The 24,936-nt window shown below is 68.0% G+C and carries 23 protein-coding genes; 14 read left to right on the plus strand and 9 right to left on the minus strand.

All coding sequences use genetic code 11. The features are described 5' to 3' along the window. Window positions 1–50: 50 nt before the first annotated feature. The 6 genes from BCL67_RS03490 to BCL67_RS03515 all read left to right on the plus strand — a co-directional run bounded on the left by BCL67_RS03490 (window position 51) and on the right by BCL67_RS03515 (window position 4,872). Entirely contained in the window at window positions 51–503 is a 453-nt protein-coding gene (locus BCL67_RS03490) for a DUF3499 domain-containing protein (protein ID WP_106122062.1), read from the plus strand. A 120-nt stretch (window positions 504–623) separates the two neighbouring features. Further along, window positions 624–977: a MerR family transcriptional regulator gene (locus BCL67_RS03495; protein ID WP_106122063.1), complete on the plus strand. Its 354-nt coding sequence runs from the start codon at window positions 624–626 to the stop codon at window positions 975–977. A gap of 192 nt (window positions 978–1,169) precedes the next feature. Beyond that, window positions 1,170–2,693 (plus strand): SulP family inorganic anion transporter, encoded by a 1,524-nt coding sequence (locus BCL67_RS03500; RefSeq protein ID WP_106122064.1) that lies wholly within the window; start codon window positions 1,170–1,172, stop codon window positions 2,691–2,693. 91 nt (window positions 2,694–2,784) lie between these two features. After that, a complete protein-coding gene (locus tag BCL67_RS03505) occupies window positions 2,785–2,991 on the plus strand; it encodes a hypothetical protein (RefSeq protein WP_106122065.1) in 207 nt (68 codons plus the stop codon). 84 nt (window positions 2,992–3,075) lie between these two features. After that, window positions 3,076–4,566: an adenosylhomocysteinase gene (ahcY, locus tag BCL67_RS03510; protein WP_106122066.1), complete on the plus strand. Its 1,491-nt coding sequence runs from the start codon at window positions 3,076–3,078 to the stop codon at window positions 4,564–4,566. 48 nt (window positions 4,567–4,614) lie between these two features. After that, window positions 4,615–4,872: a hypothetical protein gene (locus tag BCL67_RS03515; RefSeq protein WP_106122067.1), complete on the plus strand. Its 258-nt coding sequence runs from the start codon at window positions 4,615–4,617 to the stop codon at window positions 4,870–4,872. A gap of 49 nt (window positions 4,873–4,921) precedes the next feature. On the opposite strand, the gene BCL67_RS03520 is transcribed toward BCL67_RS03515, so the two are convergent. The 5 genes from BCL67_RS03520 to BCL67_RS03540 are packed head-to-tail and all read right to left on the minus strand — an operon-like array spanning window position 4,922 to window position 11,787. After that, a complete protein-coding gene (locus BCL67_RS03520) occupies window positions 4,922–6,763 on the minus strand; it encodes an amidase (protein ID WP_106122068.1) in 1,842 nt (613 codons plus the stop codon). After that, complete coding sequence (locus BCL67_RS03525; RefSeq protein WP_106122069.1) at window positions 6,760–7,863, minus strand: agmatine deiminase family protein; 1,104 nt, start codon at window positions 7,861–7,863, stop codon at window positions 6,760–6,762. The genes BCL67_RS03520 and BCL67_RS03525 overlap by 4 nt, the downstream gene beginning before the upstream one ends. Before the next feature lie 9 nt (window positions 7,864–7,872). Next, window positions 7,873–9,399, minus strand: a complete 1,527-nt coding sequence (locus BCL67_RS03530; RefSeq protein ID WP_219886384.1) for an APC family permease — start codon at window positions 9,397–9,399, stop codon at window positions 7,873–7,875. Beyond that, on the minus strand, window positions 9,399–10,352 hold the full coding sequence (locus tag BCL67_RS03535) for a universal stress protein (protein ID WP_106122071.1): 954 nt from the start codon (window positions 10,350–10,352) through the stop codon (window positions 9,399–9,401). The genes BCL67_RS03530 and BCL67_RS03535 overlap by 1 nt, the downstream gene beginning before the upstream one ends. Then, complete coding sequence (locus tag BCL67_RS03540; RefSeq protein WP_106122072.1) at window positions 10,345–11,787, minus strand: flavin monoamine oxidase family protein; 1,443 nt, start codon at window positions 11,785–11,787, stop codon at window positions 10,345–10,347. The genes BCL67_RS03535 and BCL67_RS03540 overlap by 8 nt, the downstream gene beginning before the upstream one ends. A gap of 195 nt (window positions 11,788–11,982) precedes the next feature. On the opposite strand from BCL67_RS03540, the gene BCL67_RS03545 reads away from it, so the two are divergent. Beyond that, window positions 11,983–12,666, plus strand: a complete 684-nt coding sequence (locus BCL67_RS03545; protein ID WP_106122073.1) for a TetR/AcrR family transcriptional regulator — start codon at window positions 11,983–11,985, stop codon at window positions 12,664–12,666. Here BCL67_RS03545 and BCL67_RS03550 read toward each other — a convergent pair. Further along, a complete protein-coding gene (locus BCL67_RS03550; RefSeq protein ID WP_106122146.1) occupies window positions 12,647–14,077 on the minus strand; it encodes an aminobutyraldehyde dehydrogenase in 1,431 nt (476 codons plus the stop codon). The genes BCL67_RS03545 and BCL67_RS03550 overlap by 20 nt on opposite strands. Before the next feature lie 130 nt (window positions 14,078–14,207). Between BCL67_RS03550 and BCL67_RS03555 the strand changes: the two genes are divergently transcribed. Further along, entirely contained in the window at window positions 14,208–14,708 is a 501-nt protein-coding gene (locus tag BCL67_RS03555) for a DUF4188 domain-containing protein (protein WP_106122074.1), read from the plus strand. Between the two features lie 248 nt (window positions 14,709–14,956). On the opposite strand, the gene BCL67_RS03560 is transcribed toward BCL67_RS03555, so the two are convergent. Together BCL67_RS03560 and BCL67_RS03565 are read right to left on the minus strand one after the other, a co-directional pair. Continuing rightward, window positions 14,957–15,769 carry an RDD family protein gene (locus BCL67_RS03560; RefSeq protein WP_106122075.1) on the minus strand — a complete coding sequence of 271 codons (813 nt, stop codon included), beginning with the start codon at window positions 15,767–15,769 and terminating at the stop codon, window positions 14,957–14,959. A gap of 112 nt (window positions 15,770–15,881) precedes the next feature. Then, entirely contained in the window at window positions 15,882–16,655 is a 774-nt protein-coding gene (locus BCL67_RS03565) for an isocitrate lyase/PEP mutase family protein (protein ID WP_106122076.1), read from the minus strand. An 88-nt stretch (window positions 16,656–16,743) separates the two neighbouring features. Between BCL67_RS03565 and BCL67_RS03570 the strand changes: the two genes are divergently transcribed. The 6 genes from BCL67_RS03570 to BCL67_RS03600 all read left to right on the plus strand — a co-directional run bounded on the left by BCL67_RS03570 (window position 16,744) and on the right by BCL67_RS03600 (window position 24,061). Beyond that, a complete protein-coding gene (locus tag BCL67_RS03570) occupies window positions 16,744–17,733 on the plus strand; it encodes a stage II sporulation protein M (RefSeq protein ID WP_181255870.1) in 990 nt (329 codons plus the stop codon). A gap of 170 nt (window positions 17,734–17,903) precedes the next feature. Next, entirely contained in the window at window positions 17,904–19,796 is a 1,893-nt protein-coding gene (locus BCL67_RS03575; protein WP_258174725.1) for an AAA family ATPase, read from the plus strand. Continuing rightward, the gene (locus BCL67_RS03580) at window positions 19,762–20,505 is read left to right on the plus strand and encodes a hypothetical protein (RefSeq protein ID WP_146131065.1); all 744 of its coding nucleotides are present in this window, start codon (window positions 19,762–19,764) and stop codon (window positions 20,503–20,505) included. Before BCL67_RS03575 ends, BCL67_RS03580 begins: the two co-directional genes overlap by 35 nt. Window positions 20,506–20,534: 29 nt before the next feature. Beyond that, a complete protein-coding gene (locus BCL67_RS03585; protein ID WP_308737947.1) occupies window positions 20,535–20,795 on the plus strand; it encodes a response regulator transcription factor in 261 nt (86 codons plus the stop codon). 742 nt (window positions 20,796–21,537) lie between these two features. Further along, complete coding sequence (locus tag BCL67_RS15900) at window positions 21,538–23,274, plus strand: TIGR01906 family membrane protein (protein ID WP_181255871.1); 1,737 nt, start codon at window positions 21,538–21,540, stop codon at window positions 23,272–23,274. Window positions 23,275–23,329: 55 nt separating this feature from the next. Next, entirely contained in the window at window positions 23,330–24,061 is a 732-nt protein-coding gene (locus BCL67_RS03600; protein WP_106122080.1) for an aspartate/glutamate racemase family protein, read from the plus strand. Between the two features lie 116 nt (window positions 24,062–24,177). Here BCL67_RS03600 and BCL67_RS03605 read toward each other — a convergent pair whose 3' ends face one another. Further along, the gene (locus tag BCL67_RS03605; protein WP_106122081.1) at window positions 24,178–24,822 is read right to left on the minus strand and encodes a VOC family protein; all 645 of its coding nucleotides are present in this window, start codon (window positions 24,820–24,822) and stop codon (window positions 24,178–24,180) included. Between the last annotated feature and the right edge of the window lie 114 nt (window positions 24,823–24,936).

A 24,936-nucleotide genomic window follows, 5' to 3' on the forward strand; every position in this document is an offset into this window, starting at 1 on the left:
CCGTCGCGCCTGACGGACCTCTGGGGGAGTGGTTGCTAGGGTGGTCTCTCGTGGATTCCTCGCGTCGATGCACCCGAAACAGCTGTGAGCGGCCTGCCGCCGCCACCCTGACCTATTCCTATAAGGACTCCACCGTGGTGGTGGGCCCGCTGAGCGTCTACGCGGAGCCGCACACCTACGACCTCTGCGACCGCCACGCCGCCTCGGTCACGCCGCCACGCGGCTGGGAAGTGCTGCGGCTGACCCTGAGCTCGGCGCCGAAACAGGAGGACGACCTCCTGGCGCTGGCCGACGCCGTCCGCGAGTCTCCCGAGGTCCAGGCCGCCTGGGCGCTGGCCCAGAAGGGGCAGCGCGAGGCTGAGCAGTCCGGCCACGGACAGGGATCCGATCGCGCCGCGGAGCCTGAGCTGCCCACGCGTTCCACCCGTGATCGCATGGCTCCGCCGGTGCGCACCGGCGGACCCGGGATCTCTCGCGGTCACCTGCGCATGCTCGACGACTGAACCGACCGCTCAGCCCACCGCTGGACCCACCGCTGCGGCGTCGGCTGCCCCAGGCGTTGATAGAGTGACGTGCCAATGACTCCGGGAGGTCACGTGAGAACAGGCCCTCACGCCAAGACGATGCACATCGGCGAGCTCGCGGAGCGTACCGGCATGTCACTGCGGACCATCCGGCACTATGGCGACGTGGGCCTGCTCCCGGCGAGCGGCCGGACCGAGGGCGGATTCCGGCTCTACAGCGAGGCCGACCAGCAGCGACTGATGCGGATCAAGTACCTGAAGCCGCTGGGGTTCAGCCTCGAGGAGCTCACCGAGGTGGTCGCCCTGCTCGAGCTGGATGCCCTCGATGCGCAGCAGCGTGAACGCGCCCAGGAATCCCTGGACCACGTGATGCGCGAGCGCAAGAAGCTCGCCGCGTACCTGAGTCAGGCCGATCTGCTGGCCGAGCAGCTGCGCGAGAAACTCCGCAGCTGAAGAGCTCTCCGCGTCGTGAGACGTCGATCACGGGCATGGAACCCTACCCTAACGTTAGGGTAGAGTTCATCCGGTGGCCGGTTCGAGGTCGTCTCACCGGATCCCGCTTCTTCGCTGCGCAGCGCTGCGCAACTGCACGTCGCAGATCATCCGATGGACGCCGCTGTGTCCAGGACCCGAGAACGGAGCCTCATGGCACGTACGCCCACGGCCGTCGCTGAAGAGCTGACCCCGGAGCAGCGTCAGTCAGTTCTTCGCACGCTGAGGTCTCCGCGACTGCTCAAGACCGAGCTCCTGGCCGGGCTGGTCGTGGCGCTGGCCCTGATCCCCGAGGCCATCGCGTTCTCGATCATCGCTGGCGTGGATCCGCGGTACGGCCTCTTCGCCTCCTTCACGATGGCCGTCTCCATCGCCTTCCTCGGCGGACGCCCCGCCATGATCTCCGCCGCGACCGCGGCCACCGCGCTGGTGATCGCCCCGCTGATGGCGAGCCACGGCGTGGAGTATCTCATCGCGACCGTCATCCTCGCCGGCGTGTTCCAGGTGCTCCTTGCGGTCCTCGGGGTAGCCAGACTGATGCGCTTCATTCCGCGATCGGTGATGGTCGGGTTCGTCAATGCGCTCGCCATCCTGGTCTTCACCTCCCAGATCCCAGATCTCATCGGCGTCTCCTGGCTGGTCTACCCGATGGTCGCCGTCGGCCTGGCGATCATCTACCTGCTGCCGCGCATCACCACGGTCGTCCCCGCGCCCCTGATCGCGATCGTGCTGCTCACCGTGCTGGCGATCGTCTTCGCGCTCAATGTGCCGACGGTGGGGGACAAGGGAGAACTGCCGCAGTCCCTTCCGGCGCTGTTCATCCCGGAGGTCCCCTTCACCCTGGAGACCCTCCAGATCATTGCGCCCTACGCGCTGGGAATGGCCGCGGTCGCGCTCCTGGAGTCGCTGATGACCGCCAAACTGGTCGACGACGTCACCGACACCCGGTCGAACAAGGTCCGCGAATCCTGGGCCCAGGGCGCCGCGAACATCATCTCTGGCTTCTTCGGCGGCATCGGCGGCTGCGCGGTCGTCGGCCAGACCATGATCAACGTGAAGGCCTCCGGAGCGCGGACCCGGATATCGACCTTCTGCGCCGGGATCTTCGTGCTGATCCTCGCCGTCAGCCTCGGCGAGGTCGTCGCCCTGATCCCGATGGCCGCGCTGGTCGCGGTGATGATCTTCGTCGCGATCGCGACCTTCGACTGGCACAGCGTCACGCCCTCCACTCTGAAGATGATGCCCAAGTCCGAGACCGCGGTCATGTTGGTCACCGTGATCGCCACGGTCTGGACGCACAACCTGGCCATCGGCGTAGGCCTCGGCGTGCTCACCGCGATGGTGCTCTTCGCCCGCCGGGTGGCTCACCTCGCCACGGTGGAACGTCGGATCGAAGAGCACTTCGGTGAGGAGATCGCGAAGTACGAGGTCAAGGGCGAGCTGTTCTTCGCCTCATCCAACGACCTCTACACCCAGTTCAACTATGCCGAGGATCCCGCGCACATCGTGATCGACATGTACGGCTCACACGTCTGGGATGCCTCCACCGTGGCCTCCCTGGACGCGATCACCGAGAAGTACTCCAAGTACGGCAAGAAGGTGGAGATCTCTGGTCTCAATGCGGCCAGCCTCGCCCTGCACGACCGGATGGCCGGCAACCTGGGCGCCGGTCACTGACCCAAGCGGAATCAGCATGACCCCACACGGGCCGGTGTCCTCGGATGACGACGCCGGACCTCTGCCGTGCCGTGCGCGGTAGGCTGGGACCATGCCCAGTGCCCAGTCTTCCGCCGCGCCCAGCCCCACCCCGGGGAGGGCCGCCGTCGCACTCTCTGAGAATCTGCTCGAGATCCTGCGCTGCCCGGTCAGCGGCAGCACACTGCGCCAGGACGGGGATCAGCTCATCGCGACCAGTGATCCCAGCCTGCGCTACGCGATCGAGCGCGGCGTGCCGAAGCTGCTCGCCCCGCGCTGAGCCCCAGCCCGCGCGCTCCGTCAAGCACCTCACGAAGCACAGCATCGAACCTCCATCCGAGACAGCAGAAGGATTTCTATACCTATGAGTTTTGACTACCGCATCGCGGACATCTCCCAGCACGAAGCCGGCCGCCACCAGATCCGTCTGGCCGAGCACGAGATGCCCGGGCTGATGTCCCTGCGCGCGGAGTACGGTGACTCCCAGCCCCTGGCCGGGGCGCGGATCGCCGGTTCGCTGCACATGACCGTGCAGACCGCGGTGCTGATCGAGACCCTGACTGCTCTGGGTGCCGAGGTCCGCTGGGCCTCCTGCAACATCTTCTCCACCCAGGACGAAGCGGCAGCCGCCGTCGTCGTCGGCCCTCGCGGCACCCCGGAGGACCCGCAGGGCGTCCCGGTCTTCGCCTGGAAGAACGAGACCCTCGAGGAGTACTGGTGGACCGCCAGCCAGATCTTCGCCTGGCCCGGAGTCGATGAGGACCCCACCAAGGGTGCCAACATGATCCTCGACGACGGCGCCGACGCCACCATGCTGGTGCACAAGGGCGTCGAGTTCGAGGCCGCCGGCGCGGTCCCCTCCGCACAGGATTCCGACCCCGAGGAGTACCACTACGTGCTCGCCACGCTGCGGAAGTCCCTTCAGGAGAACCCGCAGCGCTGGACCGGGATCGCGAAGAACCTGCGCGGAGTCACCGAAGAGACCACCACCGGGGTGAACCGGCTCTACCAGTTCGCCCGTGACGGCAAGCTGCTGTTCCCGGCGATCAACGTCAACGACTCGGTCACCAAGTCCAAGTTCGACAACAAGTACGGCGTCCGGCACTCGCTGCCCGACGGCATCATGCGCGCCACCGATGTGCTCATCGGCGGCAAGGTCTCCGTGGTCTGCGGCTACGGCGATGTGGGCAAGGGGGCTGCTGAGGCGCTGCGCGGCCAGGGCTCGCGCGTCATCATCACCGAGATCGACCCGATCAACGCGCTGCAGGCAGCCATGGACGGCTACCAGGTCGCCCGCCTGGAGGACGTGCTGGAGACCGGTGACATCTTCATCACCACCACCGGCGGCAAGGACATCATCTCCGCCGAGGCGATGCAGAAGATGAAGAACAAGGCCATCGTGGGCAACGTCGGGCACTTCGACAACGAGGTGGACATCGCCGGTCTGGCCGCCATCCCCGGCGTGCAGAAGGTCGAGATCAAGCCGCAGGTGCACGAGTGGGTCATGCCCGCCGACGGCACCCGCGCCGAGGGCCACTCGATCATCCTGCTCTCCGAGGGTCGCCTGCTGAACCTGGGCAACGCCACCGGGCACCCCAGCTTCGTGATGAGCTCCTCCTTCGCGAACCAGACCATCGCGCAGATCGAGCTCTTCGCCAAGACCGCCCCGGACTACACCGGTGAGGACCGCTACGAGACCGACGTCTACGTGCTCCCCAAGGTCCTGGATGAGAAGGTCGCCCGGCTGCACCTCGACGCCCTGGGTGCTCGCCTCACCGAGCTCTCGAAGGAACAGGCCGACTACCTCGGCGTGGACGTGGCCGGGCCGTACAAGCCCGAGCACTACCGCTACTGATCCTTCACCACTGATCGTGCACGACTGATCCTCCGGGACTGATCCCGCATGTACCGCCGCCGACTCAGCGCCGCCCTGGTCCTCCTGGGGCTGGCCGTGGTGTCTCCGGTGTTCTTGTGGGATTACAACGACGACGGCGCGCTCGGCAGCCCCTGGCTGCTGGGTGCGCCGTTGGCGTGTGGCCTGGCCGGTGCCGCCTTCGCGCTCTGGGGGCGCAGCGTGGGCCTCGCCGTGGTGAGTGTGATGGTCGGGATCTTGGTCCTGCCGGCCTGGATCTTCATCGTCTACGCGGTCGCGGGGCCTTGAGCGCGCTGTGACCGCCGGGGCGTGGTGGGATTCGCAGCCGCAGTGGGATTCAGAGTCGCGGGGTCAGCGGCGGTTCGGTGCGACGCCGACCCGTGGCCTCGAAGGCCGCGGCGATCTGCAGCAGCCGGGTGTCGTCGTGGGCGCGCCCGGCGAAGGTCAGCCCGACCGGCATCCCGGTGTCGGCCATGGTGCCCATGGGCACGGTCACCGTGGGGATCCCCAGGTGGCGCCAGACGAGGTTCCCGTTCGCGACCCATACGCCGTTGCGCCAGGCCAGCTCCGCTGACTCTTCGGAGACGTCGGCGTCCGCCGGTCCGACGTCGGCCACCGCGGGGAAGGCGATGACGTCGAACCCGTGATCGTCCATCCACCGGTCGACGTCCAGCTCCCGGGTGCGCACCAGCCCTTCGATGCCCTCCCGTATCAACGGAATCGCCGCGAGCTGCAGATCGGCGTGGGTTCGCACCAGATCCGGCAGGGTCGCGATGTCGTCGTCGAAGCCGTCGTAGCGGTCCGGCAGTGCCCCCGGCGGCGCGGGGAAGATCTGACTGCCGTCGACCCGGACCATGCTGTGCAGCGCGGGATCGGCGTTGGCCGCCAGAAAGTCCTCGCAGGCCCAGGCAGAGAGCAGCCCCACCTCGTGGCGCAGGTACTCCTCCGGAACGAGTCCGCGGGTCTTGATGGTCGGAGCCCCAGGGCGGTCACCCTCGTAGTTCGACACCACCGGGAGATCACTGCGCGTGAACGTCGCCCCGGCCGCGGTGAGGCTCTCGACCGCGGCCTCCCACAGCTGCAGCACCGAGTCACGCGGGAAGACCGGCCGTCCGGTGGAGCCGCCGATGCCCGTGATCCCCGCGGGACCGACGGCGGCGGTGCCGGCGTCTGGATCTTCTCCCAGATACATCCGGGGAGCCCCGATGCTCAGCCCGGCGAGCACGTCGCGCGCCGCATCCGGCTCAGCCACGGCGAGCCCGGTGTAGGTGGCCGGGCGCAGCGCCGAGACCGGCGGCAGCGAGTGCCACGGCTGGGTGCGCCAGAAGTCTCCCCGGGGCTGGGGATCCTCGGCGACGATCACCTCCAGCACCTCGAGCAGGTCCGCCATGGTGCGGGTGTGCGGCACGACGACGTCCATGGTCGGCACCAGGGGCCAGTTCCCGCGCATCGAGATCACACCCCAGGACGGGGTATAGGCGCAGAGCGCGTTGTTCGAAGCGGGCGCCCGGCCGGAGGACCAGGTCTCTTCGGCCAGCCCGAAGCTGGCGAAGCTGGCCGCCGTCGCCGTCCCGGAGCCGTTGGAGGAGCCGGAGGCGAAGGCCGAGGTCAGGTAGGCGGAGTTGTATGGGCTCTCGGCCCTGCCGAAGAGGCCGCGCTGCATCCCGCCGTTGGCCATCGGCGGCATGTTCGTCAGTCCGAGCAGGATCGCACCCGCGCCGCGCAGCTGCCCCACCACGAAGGAATCCTGCTGCGCCACCAGCGCGGCGAAGGCCGGAGAGCCGGCGGCCACGGTCAGCGCAGCGGCCTTGTAGCTGTCCTTCGCGGTGTACGGAATTCCCTCCAGCGCTCCCAGCGGCTCTCCGGAGGCTCGTCGGGCATCGGAGGCGCGCGCCTCCTCCAGCGCCTGCGGGTTCATGACCACCAGGGCGTTGAGCCGTGGCCCGTGTCGGGAGTCCTGCTGGTCATAAGCCTCGATCCGGTCCAGATAGGCCTGCACCAGCTGTTCGCTGGTGAGCGTCCCGCGGGCCAGGGCGTCGCGCAGCTGCGCGATGGTGGCTTCGACGACGTCGAAGCCCGCTCCGCCAGGGGGCCCGCCCCCCGGTGACCCCGAACCCGGAGATTCTTCTCCCGGCTGTCCTTCTCCCGGGGCTCCTGTGCTCGCCGAGGAGCTGCTCATCGGTCGCCGTCCGCGCCGTCCGCGCCGTCCCCGCCGAACCGGTCAAGCGGGGCGGAGTGGCTCACCGGGGCGGGCTGCTGCTGCGTGATGCAGTGGATCCCGCCGCCGAAGCGCAGGATGTCGCGGGCGTCGAGCAGCTCGATGCGCCGGTCGGGGTAGGCCTGGGCGAGGATCGCGGCGGCGTCGTCGTCGTGGGGGTCGTCGTAGGCGCAGAGCACCACCACTCCGTTGGCCACGTAGTGGTTGATATAGGTCCAGTCCACGTGCTCGCCGTCCTCCAGGATGGTGGCCGGAGCCGGGACGTCGATGATGTGGAAGGGTTCCCCGGCGGCGTCGCGGGCGGTCTCCAGGAAGGCGCGCAGCTCACGGGTGACCTCGTGGTCCGGGTGGGCCGGGTCGTCCTGGCGGTGCAGCAGGATGCTCCCGGACGGGGTGAAGGCAGCGAACATGTCCACGTGGCCGCGGGTGCCGAACTCCTCGTAGTCCCGGGTCAGCCCGCGCGGGAACCAGACGGCGTGGGTGGTGCCCAGCGCGGCGTGGATCTCCGCCTCGACCTCGGCATGGGAGAGGTCAGGGTTGCGAGCGGCGTCGCGCTGGACCGTCTCGGTCAGCAGCACCGTGCCGCGTCCATCCACATGGATGGCCCCGCCCTCATTGACCAACCGGCTGCTGACCCGCGCCGCCCCGGTCGCCGCCGTCACCGCCGAGGCGATGTGCTGATCCCGGGTCCAGCTGGCCCAGCTCTGCGCGCCCCAGCCGTTGAACACCCAGTCCACCGCGGCCAGCTCGCCGTCGGCCCGGTGCACGAAGGTCGGTCCGATATCACGCATCCAGGCGTCGTCCAGCGGCAATGGATGCAGCGTGACCGCGTCACCGAGCAGCTCCTGCGCCACGGGGAGGTCCAGCGGCGCGGTGACTACGGTGACCGGTTCGTGCTCGGCGATCAGCCGGGCCACCCGGGCCCAGGCCGCGCGAGCCGCCTCCAGGGTGGCGGAGCCGGGTGCGCCGAAGGTGTCATTGGCCGGAGGGAACGCCATCCAGGTGCGCTCATGCGGCGCCCATTCCGGGGGCATCCGCAGGGTGTCGTGTGAGGAAGTCATGGGGCTCCGTCAGGTGGTGGGGAACTCGGTGGTCTCGAAGCGACGGCGGAAGAACTCCGGCCGCTTGTGATATTGCCAGAACATCGCCGCGATGCCGAGGGTGAAGACCAACATTCCCAGGATGAACACCAGGCCGACGCCGCCGATCTCCGAACCGGAGCCGTACTCGGGGTCCATCGAGTCCCAGATGGTCTGGAAGAAGAAGACCAGCAGCAGGATCCCGCCGACCAGGGGAGCGAGCAGCTTGTTGAAGAAGTCCCCGAACGAGGCGGTGGACTCGCCACGGAAGTACCAGACGCAGGCCAGTGCGGTGATCCCGTAGTAGAAGCAGACCATCATGCCCAGCGTGGTGATGGTGTCCCACAGGACGTTCTCCGAGATGATGCGCATCACCACGTAGAACACCGAGGCGATGACCACCGCGACCACGGTGGCGTAGGCCGGGGTCTGGTAGCGCGGGCTGACCTTGGAGTACTTCGGGTTCAGCGCGCCGTAGTGGCCCATCGCCAGCATGGTCCGGGCCGGGGAGATCATCGTGGACTGCAGCGAGGCGGCGGAGGAGGAGAGCACCGCCAGCGACATCAGGATCGCCATGGGTCCCATCACCGGGCCGGCCAGCGCGGCGAAGACGTTCTCCTGGATGTCGGGGTTGCCCAGCCCGAACTCGCCGTCGGAGACCCCGGAGAAGGTCAGCGCGCCCAGGGTGACCACGGTGTAGAGGCTCACGACGACCAGGATGGTCAGGATCGCGGCCCGCCCGGGCGTGGTGGTGGTGCCGCGGGACTCCTCGTTCATCGTCAGCACCACGTCCCAGCCCCAGTAGATGAAGACCGAGAGCGCGATGCCGGCGGAGAAGGCCGAGAAGGACTCGATGCCGAAGGGATTGAACCACTCCCAGCTGAAGGCCGTGGCGTCGAAGGCCGAACCGGCGGAGACCTGGCGGAACGCCGCGACGGCGAACCAGAGCAGCACCAGCACCTGGAAGGAGACCAGCACGTACTGCACGGTCTTGGTGGTCTCCATGCCCCGGTAGGAGACGTAGGCGGCCGCGGCCATGAAGATCACACAGGTGATCACGTTGATCGGCACGTTGCGGGTCAGCTCCGCGATCGACTCGACCCCGGTGATCTGGCTGATCGCCAGGTAGAAGAAGTCCACCGCGATCCCGGCCAGATTCGAGAGCACCAGGATCGTGGCCGCGAGCAGGCCCCAGCTGCCCATCCAGCCGATCCACGGGCCGAATGACTTCGACGCCCAGGTGAAGGTGGTGCCGGCGTCGGGCATCGCCCGGTTCAGCTGCCGGTAGCCCAGCGCGACCAGCAGCATCGGCAGAAACCCGATGATCAGCACCGCCGGCAGATGATCCCCCACGGCGGAGGCGGTGGGCCCCAGCGCGCCGGAGAGCGTGTAGGCCGGGGCGATCGTGGAGACGCCGATGACCACCGCGCCCAGTGCCCCGATGCTGCCGATGCTGAGTCCCTTGCTGTGCGCGTGCTGCTGCGCTGTCTTCAGGCCTGTGTCGCGTGGTTCGCTCATCATCGTCTCCTGGGTCGGCGCGTGGTGGGGGCGCCGGTGTCAGGGTCGCTGCGGTCGGGATCGCGGGGCAGCAGGACCATGGGGATCGGCAGGTGGGAGAGCACCCGGGCCGCCGTCATGCCCAGGAAGATGTGCCGGCGTCGGGCCAGCGGGGAGGAGCCGATGAGCAGCAGTCCGCCCGGGGGCCAGTCCACCGTGCCCACCGCGTGACGCAGCGTGCGTCCGGTGGCGAGGATGTGCCGGCTCGGCTGCGGCTGCGCCGATCCAGCTGCGGACGCGGCGGCGCCGGGTTCGCTGGCGCCGGAATCGGTCCCAGCCTGCGAGGCGCTGCCGGGGCCGGCGGTCGTCTCGGTGTCGGAAGGTTGCTTGGCCGGCGTGGATTCCTTGTCCTCGAAGGTGACGAAGGTCAGCCCGACGCCCAGCTGCTGGGACCAGGCTTCGCTGGAGCGGGTCACCTGGTGATCGGGGTGGGTGGGCGAGATCGCGGCCATCACGTCGGTGATCACGGTGCTGGGTCGGTAGCCGGAGGGGGCCAGTGCCACCGGAACCGGTGAGCTGTGCAGCAGCGCGGTGACCGCCGGGTGGGTCATGATCCGGCCGAACCCGATGCCGGATCCGGTGACCAGCACATCGGAGTCCAGCTCCTGCACCGCCGAGACGAGTCCTTCGGCGATCGAGCCGGCCGGGCGGATATGGCTGTGGTGCCGGATCTCCGCCGGGATGACCGCCTCGGCCTCGGCGACCCACTGCTGCGCCTGTTCGGCGATGATCCCGGCGACGCTGCCCACCGGGGGATACTCCTGTTTGAACGCCGAGTCCTGGCGGATGATCAGGATCAGGTCGAGCCGCGCCCCGGCTGAGCGGGCCAGCGCGATACCAAGTGCCAGGGCGTCGTGGCTGTGCTCGTCACCGCCGAAGCCCACTGCCACCCGACGGATCTCGTGTTCAGCCATGGCTCGCCTCCGCTTGATCGGTGTGCTCTGCAGATCGTTGTTCGCGTCCCGCCAGCCGGGCCACGACGTCGGACGCGGCCCGGCGCCCCTGCCGCAGCGCGCCGTCGACGTGCTGATAGCCCTCCGCCGCCAGGTCGGAGCAGGCCCAGTGCAGCGGGCCCACCGCACTGCGCTGATGCGCCCCGTAGCGGGAGAGCCCGCCGATGTCGAAGCTCGCGGCGTAGGCGCCGCGGGTCCATTCCTCGGCGCCGAAGTCCGACTCGTAGTAGACCTCCGGTGTCAGCGCCTTCTCGCCCAGGTAGGCGGCGAGCGAGCCGAGGATGGTCTTGCGCCGCTCCGCGGCGGTCAGGCGGAACATGTCATCGGCGACCTCATCCGAGACGAAGCCCACCAGGGTGCCTCGATGGTCCTGGTGGTTGGTGTTGTCGTAGACCTCTTGGACGATCTCGTTGGGACCGAAGCCGGTGCCCGAGAGGCCCGCCTCGCGCCAGAACGGTCGGTCGTAGACCGCGTGGACCTTGATCACCTGGCCCATGGACTGGTGCTGGTGCATCTGGTGCTGGAGTCGGGGCAGCGGCGGCTCGAAGCTGATCCGTGAATAGAGGTTCGGCGGCACCGCGATGATGACCTCGCGGGCACGGACGGTGAGCCGGTCGGAGAACACGGTGGCGCCGCCCTCGCGGTGCCAGGCGATGGTGCGCACCGGGGTGGAGAGCTGCACCGAGTCTGCGGGCAGTCGGGCCTCCATCGCCTCCGAGACGCTCTGCATCCCGCCGACCACGCGTCGGTCCAGGATGAAGTCCTCGTCCACCAGGTTGCTGAAGGACCCGGCGGAGGTGGCCATCAGGACGGCCTGCAGCGCGGAGAAGGCGTGGTCGGGCTTGGTGAGCATCCCCCCGGCGAGGAAGATCGCAATGTTCTCCCGGGCGGCCTCGTCCTCGGTCTGGCTGCGCAGCCACTCGTTGAACGTCACGGTGTCGAGCTCGCGCGCCCTCGGATGTGCCCAGGGCTCTGCGGGCCCGATGGCGGCGGCCAGCTCGTCGATGATCCCGATGATCCGCCGCATCTCGGCCACGGTCTGCTCCGGTGCGGGAAACATCTCCCCGGTGAACTCGTGGCGTGCGCCCTCGCGGTCGAGGTAGACGTTGGCACCCTCGCGGTAGCGGGGGAAGGTCTCCATGCCCAGCTCGTCGAGGAGCTCCAGGAGCGCGCTCTGGTCCGGGGAGACCCACTGTCCGCCGATCTCCAGGAAGGCGCCGTCGATCTCCTGGGACCAGGTGCGCCCACCGACGCGGTCGCGGGCCTCGAGCACGATGGTGGAATGACCCGCGGCCTGCAGCGTCCGGGCGGCCATCAGACCTGCCGGCCCTGCGCCGATGACGACGACGTCGCATTCGTGCGCCTCGCTGCTGCCAAGTGACCGTTGAGCGTTCATGCTGTTCCTCTTCAGATATAAATTAACTATATTCATTAACGGGCAGTCCAGGACGGTTGTCAAGACCTGCTGGAGATTTTCACGGGGCTGAATCCGGGCCCATAGACTGGATCTTCGCGGCCCACGGCCGGTGACGGGACAGATCGCCGGTGTCGAGGCTGCCGCAGGCGCGAGACGAGCAGAGGGAAGTGCACTATGACTGCGGAGACGACGCGATCGAGAGGGCGCGGGAGACCCACCTCCCCGGTGCTCTCCCGCGAGGCGATCGCGGCCAAGGCCATGACCCTGGTGGCCGAACGCGGGTATGACCATCTGACCATGGCCGGTCTGGCGCGCAAGCTCGGCGTCTCGGCGTCAGCGCTGTACAACCACGTCTCCTCCAAACACGACGTCCTGGTGCTGATCCAGGACCGGTTGAACGCGGAGATCGACTGCAGCGCCTTCGGTCGACTTCCCTGGGCGGAGGCCCTGAGCGCATGGGCACGTTCCTATCGCGAGTGCTACGTGGAGCACACCGAGCTGATTCCGCTGATCGCGGTGCTTCCGATCGCCGATGCCCCGAAGTCTCTTGAGATGTACGAGCGGGTCTTCATCGCGCTGCACTCCGCTGGAATAGGAGACCGCGACGCGGTCGACATCATCGCCGGGATCGAGGCGCTGGTCTTCGGGGCCGCCTTCGACGCCTCGGCCCCCGCGGACATCTTCGATCCGGGCAGCCTGGGAGACATCGCGCCGACCTTCGCCCGGGCCGCCGCGCTGCGCGCCGCCGATGCCCGCGCGTCGGCGGACCGTGCCTTCGAGATGGCCCTCGAGGTCCTGATCGACGGGCTGCTCCGTCGGGTCGAGACAGGCGAGACGTTCAGTCCACGGCATGCATGACGTGCTTGACCCGCGTGTATTCCTCGACTGAGTAGAGCGAGAGGTCCTTGCCGTAGCCGGAGGACTTGAAGCCGCCGTGCGGCATCTCGGCGACCAGCAGCAGGTGTGTGTTGACCCAGACACAGCCGAAGTCGAGATCGCGGCTCACCCGCATCGCCTGTCCCTGATTCGTCGTCCAGACGCTGGAGGCCAGCGCGTAGTCGACCCCGTTGGCCAACGTGATCGCCTCCTCCTCGGTGGAGAAGGGCTGCACCGTGAGCACCGGCGCGAAGGTCTCCTCCTGGACCAGCTGATCGTCCTGGCGGACCCCGGTGATGATGGTGGGCTGCACGAAGAACCCCTTGGCGTCCTCGGCAGGCACGCCGCCGGTGACCACGGTGGTGTGATCGGGGATGCGCTGCAGCTTGGTGCGCACGGTCTCGAAGTGGCGCGCGTTGTTCAACGGTCCGTAGTCGTTCTTCGCGTCGTCGGGATCACCGGTGGTCAGCTTCGCGGCCTGGGTGGCCAGCAGCTCGACGAACTCGTCATGCACGCTGTCTTGAACCAGCACGCGGGTCACTGCGGTGCAGTCCTGGCCGGCGTTGAACGTGCCGAAGGTCAGGATCAGCTCAGCGGCCTTGTGCAGGTCCGCGTCGGCGAAGACTACGGCAGGGGCCTTCCCGCCGAGCTCCAGATGGGTGCGCTTGACCGACTTCGCGGCAGAGGCTGCGACCGCCTGGCCTGCCCGCACCGAACCGGTGATGGCCACCATGGCCGGGGTGTCATGGTCGGTGAGCAGCGCTCCGGTGCTGCTGTCGCCGAGCACCACGTTGAACACGCCGGCGGGCAGCACCTCCCCGGCCAGGCGAGCCAGGACCAGGGTGGACTCTGGCGTGGTCTCCGAGGGCTTGAGCACGATGGTGTTGCCGGCCGCCAGAGCGGGCCCGATCTTCCACAGGGCCATCATCAGCGGGAAGTTCCACGGGGTGATCTGCGCGACGACGCCGACCGGCTCCCGCCGCACATAGGAGGTGTGACCTTCCAGGTACTCCGCCGCCCCACGGCCCTCGAGGAGCCGGGCGGCCCCGGCGAAGAAGCGCAGCTGGTCAGCGCCGGCGGCGACCTCCTCCGCGGCGATGATCCGCCGCGGCTGCCCTGTGTTGCGATGCTGAGCCTCGACGAGCTCGTCCGAGTGCTGCTCCAGCTTGTCGGCCAGTGCCAGCAGGCAGCGTTGACGTTCGGAGGGTGTCACCGACTTCCAGGAGCTGAAGGCGATCCGGGCCGCGGCGAACGCGGCATCGACATCTGCTGCGTCGGAGACGGGGGAGAGTGCCACGCGCTCGCCGGTGACCGGGCTGGTCAGCTCGAAGTCCCCCGCTCCGCTGGCCGCGACGAACGCTCCGTTGATGTAGTTCTGCAGCCGCGTGCTCACAGAGATCTCCTCCACGCTCAGATAATGATTAAGGTTCATTTTACGATGGGTAGATGTGCTGCGCAACACTGTTGGAGAATCTGTGGTGGGTGGAGTGCTGGGCTGGATCTGCTGAGAAGAGGAGTCTCAGATGCGCAAGGTGATGGACGGGCGGCGGACACATCAGCATGAGGGCGAGCTGGTGGTCTTCGTCATCGGTATGACGATCAACCGGCCCACGCGAATACGCGCCTGGTTTCCGGTGTTCGCCGCCATGCCGAAGATGCTCGAAGAGCTCAAGGCGGACCCAGACTCAGGGCTGCTCAGCTACCGGTTGGTCTTCGGGCGTGGGGGGCCGCTCTGCGTCCAGTACTGGTCCTCTGCGGAAAAGCTGTATGACTACGCGTCAGACCGCGAGGGCCTGCACCGACCCGCGTGGGCGGCGTTCAACCGCCAGGCGAAGAAGGTCCCCGGTGCCGTGGGGATCTGGCATGAGACCTTCGTCGTGGCGCAGGCGGAGTCGGTCTACGTGGACACTCCGATCGCGGGACTTGCCGACGCGACCGAGTCTGTCGAGGTAGGTCCCGGGCGAGACGGCGCCCGCGACCGGCTCAAGCGGGTTCGTCCTGCTGGAGCCGCTGCCCACGAGTAGCCGCAGGGGAGCGGCCGCACACAGTGCGGCTGACTCCGGCCTCCTCTGCATCCATTGTGCAATTCGACCGCACTCGCCGCGGTTGTGGGCGAGAAGACCTGCACAGATTGCACTCTCGATGCGGGTTGGCGCAATGGCGGGCTCGCGAGAGGGCAGGGTCGTTCCTCCTGGCTGGTTGCGTTATCCGGTCCGAACGTATCGACCGGATATCGCAACCAGCCAGGGGGAGTGGGGGACCGGGGGTCGGCTCAGCTGTAGGGCAGCTGGTGCAGCCGCTGGCCGAGCCGGTGCTGCCGCTCCGCCTGGATGCGCAGCCGCCGGTATTCGCGATTGCGCCGCTCGGCCATGACCGCGACCAGGAATTCGGTGGCCGAGGAGGGCGGGGCCGGGGGCGCGACATGGCCGGCGACCTCGTTGGCGAGCCGGTTGGCGGTGTGCTCCAGGGCCTGGGTGTTGTGTCCGCGGGGCGAGTCCTGGATCGTGCGCAGGAACCGTGAGGCGCGGGCGGCGACGGTGTCCGGGATCCGGCCCAGGTCTGCGATCTGGGTCCAGGAGGTCAGCTGCGCGGGCACCGGCAGCATCATCGGCTTCACGGCGGGCTGGCGGACCCGGATCACGTAGGTGCCGGCGACCATGTCGCCCAGGCGCTTGGTGCGCCGGCTGAACATCCCGGCGAAGAGCGGAATGATGCCGAAGCTGAGATAGATCTCCCCGAAGCCGACCAGCGCGCGGATCCCGGCATGGCGCAGCCGGATCGCGCCGCCGTCGTCGCGCACCACCCGCGTGCCGAAGATCAGCCGCCCCACGGAGCGGCCCCGGGTCAGGGTCTCCACCGTCATCGGCAGGATCACCAGGCACAGCACCGCCCCGCCGAGCATGACCGCGGCCTCCAGCGCCGGATCGACGACGCCGGCGCCTGCGGCCATGCCGGAGAGGATCAGGAACGCCACCAGCGCGGCCCAGTAGATGATCAGATCCACGATCAGCGAGGCGGCACGGGTGATCAGCGAGGCGGCGGGGAGCTCCAGCTCGACGCCTTCACCGGTGATCACGTTGCGCATGGGCCAAGCCTAGCGTCAGGAGGGCCAGCGTGGCCGGCGCCACGAGCGGCGAGGCCCGGGCGGAGCAGCACCAGACCCGGGCGGAGCGGTGCTGGTCCCTGGAGGGGCAGGGCTAGCCCCGGGGAGCCCAGGGCTGCAGGATCGTGGTCATGGCCTCGGTGAGGCTGCGCTGCAGCAGCGGGCCGAAGGACACCCGCTTCACACCCAGCGCGGTGAGCTCCTCGATGCTCAGTCCCTCGGGGACGGCGCCGTTGATCGGGTGGGCGGTCACATTCAGCGGGGTCTTCACGGCGGCGAGGATCTGCTCGAGGTAGTCCCGGGAGGGGACCTGCACCGGGTAGAGCGAATCGGCGCCGGCCTGCTCGAGCAGGCGCAGCCGGTGCAGCGCGTCCTTCAGCTGGTCCTCCGGGGCTGCGTCGGTGGTGAAGGCGTCGGTGCGGCCGTTGATCACCAGATGTGTGCCGGTGGCATCGGCGGCGGCACGGATCGCCGCGATGTAGGCGGCATGTTCTTCGGGGGAGCGCATCTCGTCCATCGAGTGCAAGGTGTCCTCGATGTTGATCCCGACCGCGCCGGCCTCCAGGGTGCGGTGGACCAGCTCCTCGGCAGGAGTGTCGTATCCGGATTCCAGGTCGACCGAGACGGGGATGTCGACGACGTCGGTGATCCGGCGCGCCACACCCAGCACGTCGGCCAGATCCATGGCCTCGCCGTCGGCCTCACCCAGGGAGTCAGCCACCGGGTGGCTGCCGATGGTGAGGGCGGAGAAGCCGAGCGATGCGCAGGCTTCGGCCGACCACGCGTCCCAGACGGTGGGCAGGATGACCGGGGTGGCCTGGTGGTGGAGCTCGAGAAGGCGTTTTGCGTGCTGTTCGGTGGAAGTCATCTTCGCATCGTGGCACATGCGAGACCGTGAGGGAAGACGGTCCCGCAGGTGCCGTGATATCGCGCTGAGGACGCGATAGTGTCGTGGCGTGGATATCGACGCGTTCATCGCCGTGCATCAGCATGAGTGGGACCGACTCTCGACGCTGGCCTCGCGCCGTCGGCTCTCGGCCGGCGAGGCCGATGAGATGCTGCGCCTCTACGAGCGGACCTCTACCCACCTGTCCATGATCCGCGCCGCCGAGCCGGACTCCCCGGTGGTGGCATCACTCTCCGCGCCGCTGGGTCGGGCGCGCGCGCATCTGACCGGGGCCGGGGAGAACGTCTTCGTCTCCAGTGCCTACTTCTTCACCCAGACCCTGCCGGTGGCGTTCTACCGGATCCGCTGGCTCACCGTGATCCTGGGGGCGGCGTTCATCGCGGTGACCATCGCCTTTGCGCTCTGGACCATCCACCATCCACAGATCGATCTGCTGATGCCCGAGGAGGCGCGGCAGAGCTACGCCGGGACCGAGTTCGTCAACTACTACTCGGAGCATCCGAACTCCAGCTTCGCGGCCCAGGTGTGGACCAACAACGCGTGGATCGCCGCGCAGGAGGTCGCCTTCGGGGTGACCGGGGTCTTCGTGCCCTTCGTGCTCTTCGTCAACGCCCAGGGCCTCGGCATGGCGGCCGGGGTCATGGCCGAACAGGGCGAGGCCTCCACCTTCTGGCTCTACATCCTGCCCCACGGGCTGATGGAGATCACCGCGATCTTCATCGCCGGAGCCGCCGGGCTGCGGATCTTCTGGGCCTGGGTCGCGCCGGGGCAGATGCGCCGCTCCGCCGCGCTGGCCGCCGAGGGACGCAAGCTCATCACGGTGGCCTTCGGGCTGGTGCTGGTGCTGCTGATCTCCGGGGTGGTGGAAGGCTTCGTGACGCCCTCGGATCTGCCGCACTGGCTGCGCATCGGCATCGGCGCCGCAGTGCTCGCCGGGTACTGGGTCTACACCCTGGTGCTGGGCGGTCGGGCGCACCGCGCCGGAGTCACCGGGGACCTCGGAAAGTACGACGCCGGCATGGTCGAGCTCACGGCCTGAGCCGGTCCGACACAGGGTGGGTGCTCGACCCCTTGCCGTGGGCTGCCGAGGGCAGACTACTGAGTTCTCTACTTATTCCCAGAGGACACCGGCCGCATCACACTGGTAAGCGATGGCAACTCGGACACGATCGTGTGATTCGAGTTCCGTTGCAGAGAAAGACACCAGTAGTGACCCCCAATGGTTTTGGCATCTCACGCAGAGAACTCGTCGGCAGATCCTCGGATATGCAGACTCTGCAGCTTCATGCCGAACGTGCGCGGCGGGGCCACACGCAACTTGTCATCATCGAGGGTGAGGAGGGCGTCGGAAAGACGACTCTGGTCAAGGAGTTTCTAGCCACCCTGGAAGGATTCGTCCCAGTCACCCTCACGCTCCTAGAAGAGGATCTGCACGAGGTCGGCTCGATCTTCCAGTGGCTCCCCACTGACTCTGACGACTCGACGCCCCCCACGCCCGGGGACCTGGTCAAAGCCGCGCGCTCGGCGGCGGACTCGCTCCGTGGTCCCTTTGTCGTCGTCGTGGAGGACTTCCACTGGGCAGATCAGCTGTCGGTGGAGGCCGTGACCCTGGGTCTGCGCCAGATCCCGCCGACGCCTTGCCTGCTTCTGTTCACGATGCAGCACTCCGAGCGCGAAGACCTCAAGAAGCTGGTCCGAATCGCCCACTCAAACCCCTCGGCCTCTCACATCGCATTGTCCACACTCAGTGAACAGGGCGTTCGACGCTATCTCAGCGCGACCACGGGGCTGCCCATCTCGGAGTATTCGGCGGCCGCGGTGCATCACATCACCGGCGGACTGCCCGTGGTGGTGCACGAAGCGGCCACCTGGCTGGAACACACGAAGTCTTTTCCCGGCCGCAGCACGCAACACGTGGTCGCGCGGGTTGAATCCGCCATGCAGGAAGATGCCAGCCGGTACCGCCAGCACATCGTAGGAACGATGGACACGCTCGGCATCAGCGCACGCGAGGTGCTGGAGCTGCTGGCGCTCGCGGCGGTGCCGCTGCCCGCGTGGTATCTGTTGCGCGCCCTCGACGCCGAGGAGAGCGATCTAGCGGAGCGGCGATCCCGAGACCTGGTCAGTTCAGACTTCTCCGGCGCCAGTTATCGGTTGCGGAGCTCCAGCTGGCAGAGCACCCTTCGAGATCTCATCCCACCAGCGGACCGGGTCAGGCTCCATCTGGCGCTGGCAGACTTCGACGACGGCCCGGAGAGCTTCGCGTTCCGGCTCAGCGCCGCGCGTCTGGGCGAGGACCAGGAGCACCTCGTGACGCTCGGAGAGCTCGGCTTGACGCGCAGCGTCGAGCTGGAGCAGCAGGGGTTCGGTGAGAAGGCGGAGAGGCTGATCCAGCAGGTCACCACCGCACTGCCCCAGGAGGGAGGTCTGCGTGCACTGGTGAATCTGGCCGTGCGGCGGCGCGCGCTGCCGCACTTGATCAGTGACGGAATGGATGCCGCCTTCCAGAACATACCCGAAGGGACCCTGCGGTCCGCGTGGAACGCCTTGATGCTGCTGCGGCGTGGGTCCACCAGCGAAGCCGCTGCTGCACTGGGCCGGTTTCCGCCTGACCTGGAGAGCATGCCAGAGGACGTCGTCGTCTTCGCGTATGCGGTCAGCGAATGCGGCAGACTCGCCGTACCGTATGGCATCGGGGTTCCCAGCCCGAACTTCTTCGGTTCGGCACTCACGGTGCTTCGGGAATGGCGAACGACGACTGCCCCGGACACGGACTCCGGGGAGAACACCCCGGATGAAGGCGACTACCTCGGACAGCTGATGGTGATCATCGAGATGTGGAGTGTGCTCGCCAGAGGCAGAGAGGAGCAGACTCACGAAAGGAGTCTGTCTGAGCTGTTATCGCGTCGCGTGCGCTACGCGGGCGCAGGTCTCGCCGCGAACGCTGTCCGCTCCGTGCTGGGTGCTCGACTGCGTCTCGCCGGCGAGTGTCGCGCCTCCTTCCGGATGCTCGAATCCCTCGTCCAGCAGCCAGCTGCAAATTACCTGGACTCTGCAAGGCTCAGCTTTGGTCTCTCTCTTCTACTCGGGACGCTGGGATGAGGCGGAACAGCTGACGACGCGGGTGGCGTCGAACGGGCTCGACAAGGGGGAAGATGTCCATGCGCTCATCGGCTACGCGTTTGCGGCGCTCGTGCCGCTGGCCCGGGGCCAGGCGCGCGGTGAGCGGCTTCTCGACGTCGTGAAAAAGGCCCAGCACGGTCCCGAGCCGACGGCAGCCGATGTGGTCTGTCTCTTCGTCGAGGCATGGGCCTGTCTGCTGCGCGAGGAGAACCCGCGTGCCCTGGACCTGCTGCTCGCGCTGAAGGAACGGCAATCGCCCTGGACTGCTATGGGCTTGCTACAGGTGACGCTCCTGGGGCGCCTGCTCTGTCAGCAGGACCGGAGGGCAGAAGCTCGGGATCTGTTTCGATCGATCTACGACGTCAGCGTGCCCGCGACGCCTGCGCTGCGCCGTTATGCGGAGAACTATCTCTCCGGGCTGACGACAGATGACCCACGCCAAGGCATGGGCCGGCTCCTCGCGGCGATCGATCTTCTCGATCTGATCACGCATTCGCAGCGGTCGCCCGCCGAGGCTGAGCGGGGAAGCTTCCAGCTGCACCGAGCCGTGCTGGCGCTGGATATCGCCGATCTCTGTGCGGCACATCCAGAACCCTCAGTGAAGAGCGGAACCGTGCCTTGGGTCTGCTGGCCTGGGCCGGGATCGTGTTCACCCGGTGTGGCGTGGAGCCACTCGCGGAGCACGTGAGCCAGACCCGCCAGCGATTGCGAATGGGTATGCGCAGGGGAGCTGGCCAGAACGGTGCCTCGGTCGACTTCTATGATGGCCTCCAGGTTCTGACCCGACGCGAGCGTGAAGTCGCCCGACATGTTGCTCGAGGTCTCACAAATCGGGAGGTGGCGGAACACCTTGTGCTCTCGGTCCGGACGGTCGAGACCCACGTCCGGAACATTCTCAGAAAGCTGCAGATGGACAGTCGCAAGGCGCTGCGCGAATGGCTGACGGCTTCGGCCCCGGCAGCCGCCAGAAAGAGTTAGCCGCGTCCGATGTGAGCGCCCGGGAGGTGGCCGGATCAACGCCGGAGCCCCGAGATGAACCCCCAGGCCGAGGTCTGGCTGAAGCCCGAGCCTTGCTCCTCGACGCGGACCGCTCGCTCACCGCGGCCCGGCGGAGTCCAGCAGTTCAGCCCGACCGGTCCCTCAGAACGGGCCCATCCTCCTGGAGCTCGGGCGGAGCCAGCTGAGCCGCACGCTCCGAGGGAATGCGCAGACCAAGGATTGCGGCCCAGGCAGAGGTCAGCGGGATGGCGCCGCGAAGACTATGGCCGAGCTCACCCTCGACGTTTCGGACTCGGCTGGGCGGCGCTTCGGAGCGACCCGGTACGACACCTGGCCTCCACTCCGCGCCGATGGCGGACCGGGCCTGGGTCATCACCGGACTGGGCGGAGGCTTGATCAGCTGCTCGCTGTTCCTCAGGACAGCGCACTGCGCGGTAGACGAGCCGCCTCACGACGACGGCGAAAATAGAGCCTCAGCGGAGATCCGCGACACGGGGTTGCGCGCTGGTCACTGCGCTGAAGCCAGCACGTCGTGCGTCAAGAGCACCGTCGCTGCCCGTGCGGCACCCTTGCTGCCAGAGATGATGCGCGCTCGAGTTCCAAGCCGCAGACATTTCGCCTCTGCGCCGTGCTCTTGGCCGACTCTCCGCGCTTCCTCCCCACATAAGGGGCCCCGCGCTCATACTGTTGAGGGGAGTCAGTAATGCGTGGAGAGGCAGATATGAGCGCGAATTCCGATCGGAACGAGGCCGGAAGGCCTGCCGACGAGAACGAAGATTTTGAATCCGGGCTGGACTACGGTGCCTTCGCATCAGAAGAGCCGGTCTTCCCCGATGACACCCTGAGCGCCGAGCGTGACCAGCGTCCCTCCCGGGCGAGCCGGTCAGACGCCGGTCAGGCCAGCGCGGGCCAGTCGGGGACCGGTCAGCCCGACGAGCAGGCCACCCAGGCCATGCCGACGACCCGCGAGCCGCAGGGCACGCCCGGTCGTCACGATCAGAACCGTGACGCCCCCACCGAGAACATCCCACGCACCACGTCGCGGGACGCAGACGCCGAGAGCCCCAACGCCACGCGTTCGCTCGACGACGTGCGCACCTCCCGGGACACCCGATCGATGGATGACACGACCACGTTCACCGGGGCAGCCGCTGCGGGAACCGCCGGAGCAGCTGCTGGACCCTCGGGCGCCGCAGCTTCCGGCACCGGCGCTTCAGACGCTGCAGCTTCGACCCGAGGGTCGGACTCCAGGACGGCGCCGCAGGCCACTCCGAGTCCGACTCCGGCGATCTCGAGCCAGGACTCCACCCGTGGACAGGGCGCCGATACCCATCAGCCCACGGAGAATGCCGCTGAGCTGAGCCGTCGCGAGCAGCGTCGTCGTGATCGGGCCGCCGCTAAGTCCGACGATCAGGACACCGCCGTGGTTCCGGCGACCGCCGGAGCCGGCGCCGCCGGTGCAGCGGCCGGGGCCGGCGCAGGCGCCGCCGCGGGCAGCTCGGCAGGTGCCAGCACCCGCAGCGGATCCGTGGAGGACTCCCACCGCACCGCCTCCGGACCTGCCCACGCGGCCTCCGGTTCGGACGAGTCGGTCACCGACGCGGACTTGAACGATGAGGTGGCCCGCTCCAAGCGCGGCGTCTCACGCTTCTTCCAGGTCCTGATCGCGATCTTCACCCCGATCCTGCTGCTCGTCGCCGCGGTGCGCCTGGTCGCCTCCCCGGTCTTCCTCTGGGTGGCGTACAACCGCCCATGGATCCCGGACGGCGCTTACAGCATGAACGCCGACGACCGGCTGGTCTACGGCTCCTACGGCACAGACTTCCTGACCAACCTGGCGAACTCCCGGTACCTCTCGGAGCTCGCCCCCGGTGGAGAGCCGCTGTTCACCGACGGCGAGGTCTCGCACATGGTCGACGTGAAGTTCGTGGTCCTCTGGGCCATGCTCATCGGCCTGATCCTGCTCGTGATCACCTTGATCCTGGCGCTGCTGCTGCGCGCCTGGCGTCCCGGAGGAGTGGCCCGCGGGCTCTTCGCCGGCGCCTGGGTGACGCTGGGCATCATCATCGCCGTCGCCGTGCTGGCGATCATCGACTGGCAGCTGTTCTTCGCCGAGTTCCACCGGATCTTCTTCGCCGACGGCACCTGGACCTTCCCGACGGATTCCACGCTGATCCAGCTCTACCCCGAGCAGTTCTGGATCGACGCCGGCATCGCCGTGGTCGCTCTGGCAGTGCTGTTCGCCGTGATCCTGCTCATCGCGACCTGGCCGACCCGCCGTCGTCGTGCCCGCCGGGCAGCACGCCTGGCCGAGGTGCACGAGCGCCGCAAGGTGAAGCTGGTCGAGGAGCTCAACAAGGGCAACGGAGACTACAGCGAGACCTCGACCCACACCCCGACCCGGGGCCGCAAGCGAGACGGCAACCTCGATCGGTCTCAGACCACCACGGTGGGCTGAGACCAGTCTCCGACGGCGCCTGACCAGCAGGTGCTGAAGGGTACACTCTTCGCTGATGACCAGTGACAACACCGCCGCAGCCCCAGCCGCCCAGGGTCCCCTCGTGGGGATCCTGGGCGGCATGGGTCCTGCCGCCACAGTCGACTTCTATTCGAAGCTGATCGCGGCCACTCCCGCCGCCACCGATCAGCAGCACCTGCGCGTGATGATCTGGGCCGATCCCACCGTCCCGGACCGGTCTCAGGCGATCGTGGGCCAGGGGGAGGACCCCACGCCGAAGCTCGTCGAGGGCGCCCAGCAGCTCAAGGACGCCGGGGCCGCGTTCTACGTCGCCGCCTGCAACGGCTCCCACGCCTTTCTGCCGCGCGTCCGCGAGCAGGTCGAGCTGGACTACGTCTCCATGATCGAGGTGACCGCCGAGCACCTCAGCGCGCTTCCCTACGTGAAGGCCGCCGGGCTGCTCGCCACCGACGCCACCCTCACCGCGGGGCTCTATCAGGACAGCCTCGCCGCCTACGGGGTCGAGCCGATCGTTCCAGAGGCCGCGGATCAGCACACCGTCATGGAGGCGATCTACGCGGTCAAGGCCGGAAACCTCGGGGCCGAGCTGCGTGCCGCCCTGGTCCGGGTCGCTGAATCCCTGGTGGCCCAGGGCGCCGACGTGATCGTCGCGGCCTGCACCGAGATCCCGCTGGCGATGACCACCGAGGAGTCCCCGCGCCCGCTGGTGGACCCTGCGGTGCTGCTGGCCAATCATGTGGTCACGAAGGCCAACAGTCTGCGCTGAGCAGCTCCGCAGAAGCAGGTCCGGAGGTAGGCGGGGCCCAGGACGAGCGGCATCCCGGGAAGCGGGTCCCGGGACGCCGAGTCCGAGGGGCCTGCGGGTGCAGACCGAGTACCGGCTCAGATGGTGATGGTGCCCTTCGGGCTGCGGAAGGTGACCGACATGATGCCGGGAGTCCCGGACGGAGCGATCCACTCGACGTCGACATCCTCGAAGGGATCCACGTTCGGGCAGGCGAGCCACTCGGTCACCCGGTCCGGGGAGCCGGCGATGCTCAGCTTGGTCAGCGCCGCCTCTGGGGGATAGGCCTGGGAGGGGTGCAGCCCGTCGGTGCCTTCGTTCCAGCGCAGCAGGTAGGGCACCTGGGGGTCAGCGATGAGCCCCTTGATCCCGATCTGCTGCCAGGTCAGCTCCTGGCCGTCGGGGAACTTGCGGTTGCCCGGAACCGCCTTGCGGCCGAGCCGCTCCTCGAAGGGGGTGAGGTCGTCGACGCTCACACACCAGCCCATCCAGCCGCCGCCGACCAGGGAGCGGTTGCGCACCGCCTGGCCGAAGGGGGCCTTGTCCGCGCTGGGGTGGTCGAGCACCTCGACGATCTCGAGGTACTGCCGGTTCTCCAGGGGAATGATGGCATTGCGAGTGCCGAAGCGTGGATGGATGCCGCCGCGGACGCGTTCCACGCCCAGCGCATCGGTGATTCGTTCCACCGTGGCTTCCATTCCATCAGGACCGACTGCGTAAGAGACGTGATCGAGGCGCATCATGAGGACATCATGACACCCCTGACCGCACAGGGATAAATCGGGTTGATCACTCATACTTATTCTGCACTTTTCTACCGATTGTAGAAACATCACGACCACGGCGCACCCGGGCCT

The organism is Nesterenkonia sandarakina (assembly GCF_003003175.1).
Taxonomy (GTDB): Bacteria; Actinomycetota; Actinomycetes; order Actinomycetales; family Micrococcaceae; genus Nesterenkonia; species Nesterenkonia sandarakina_A.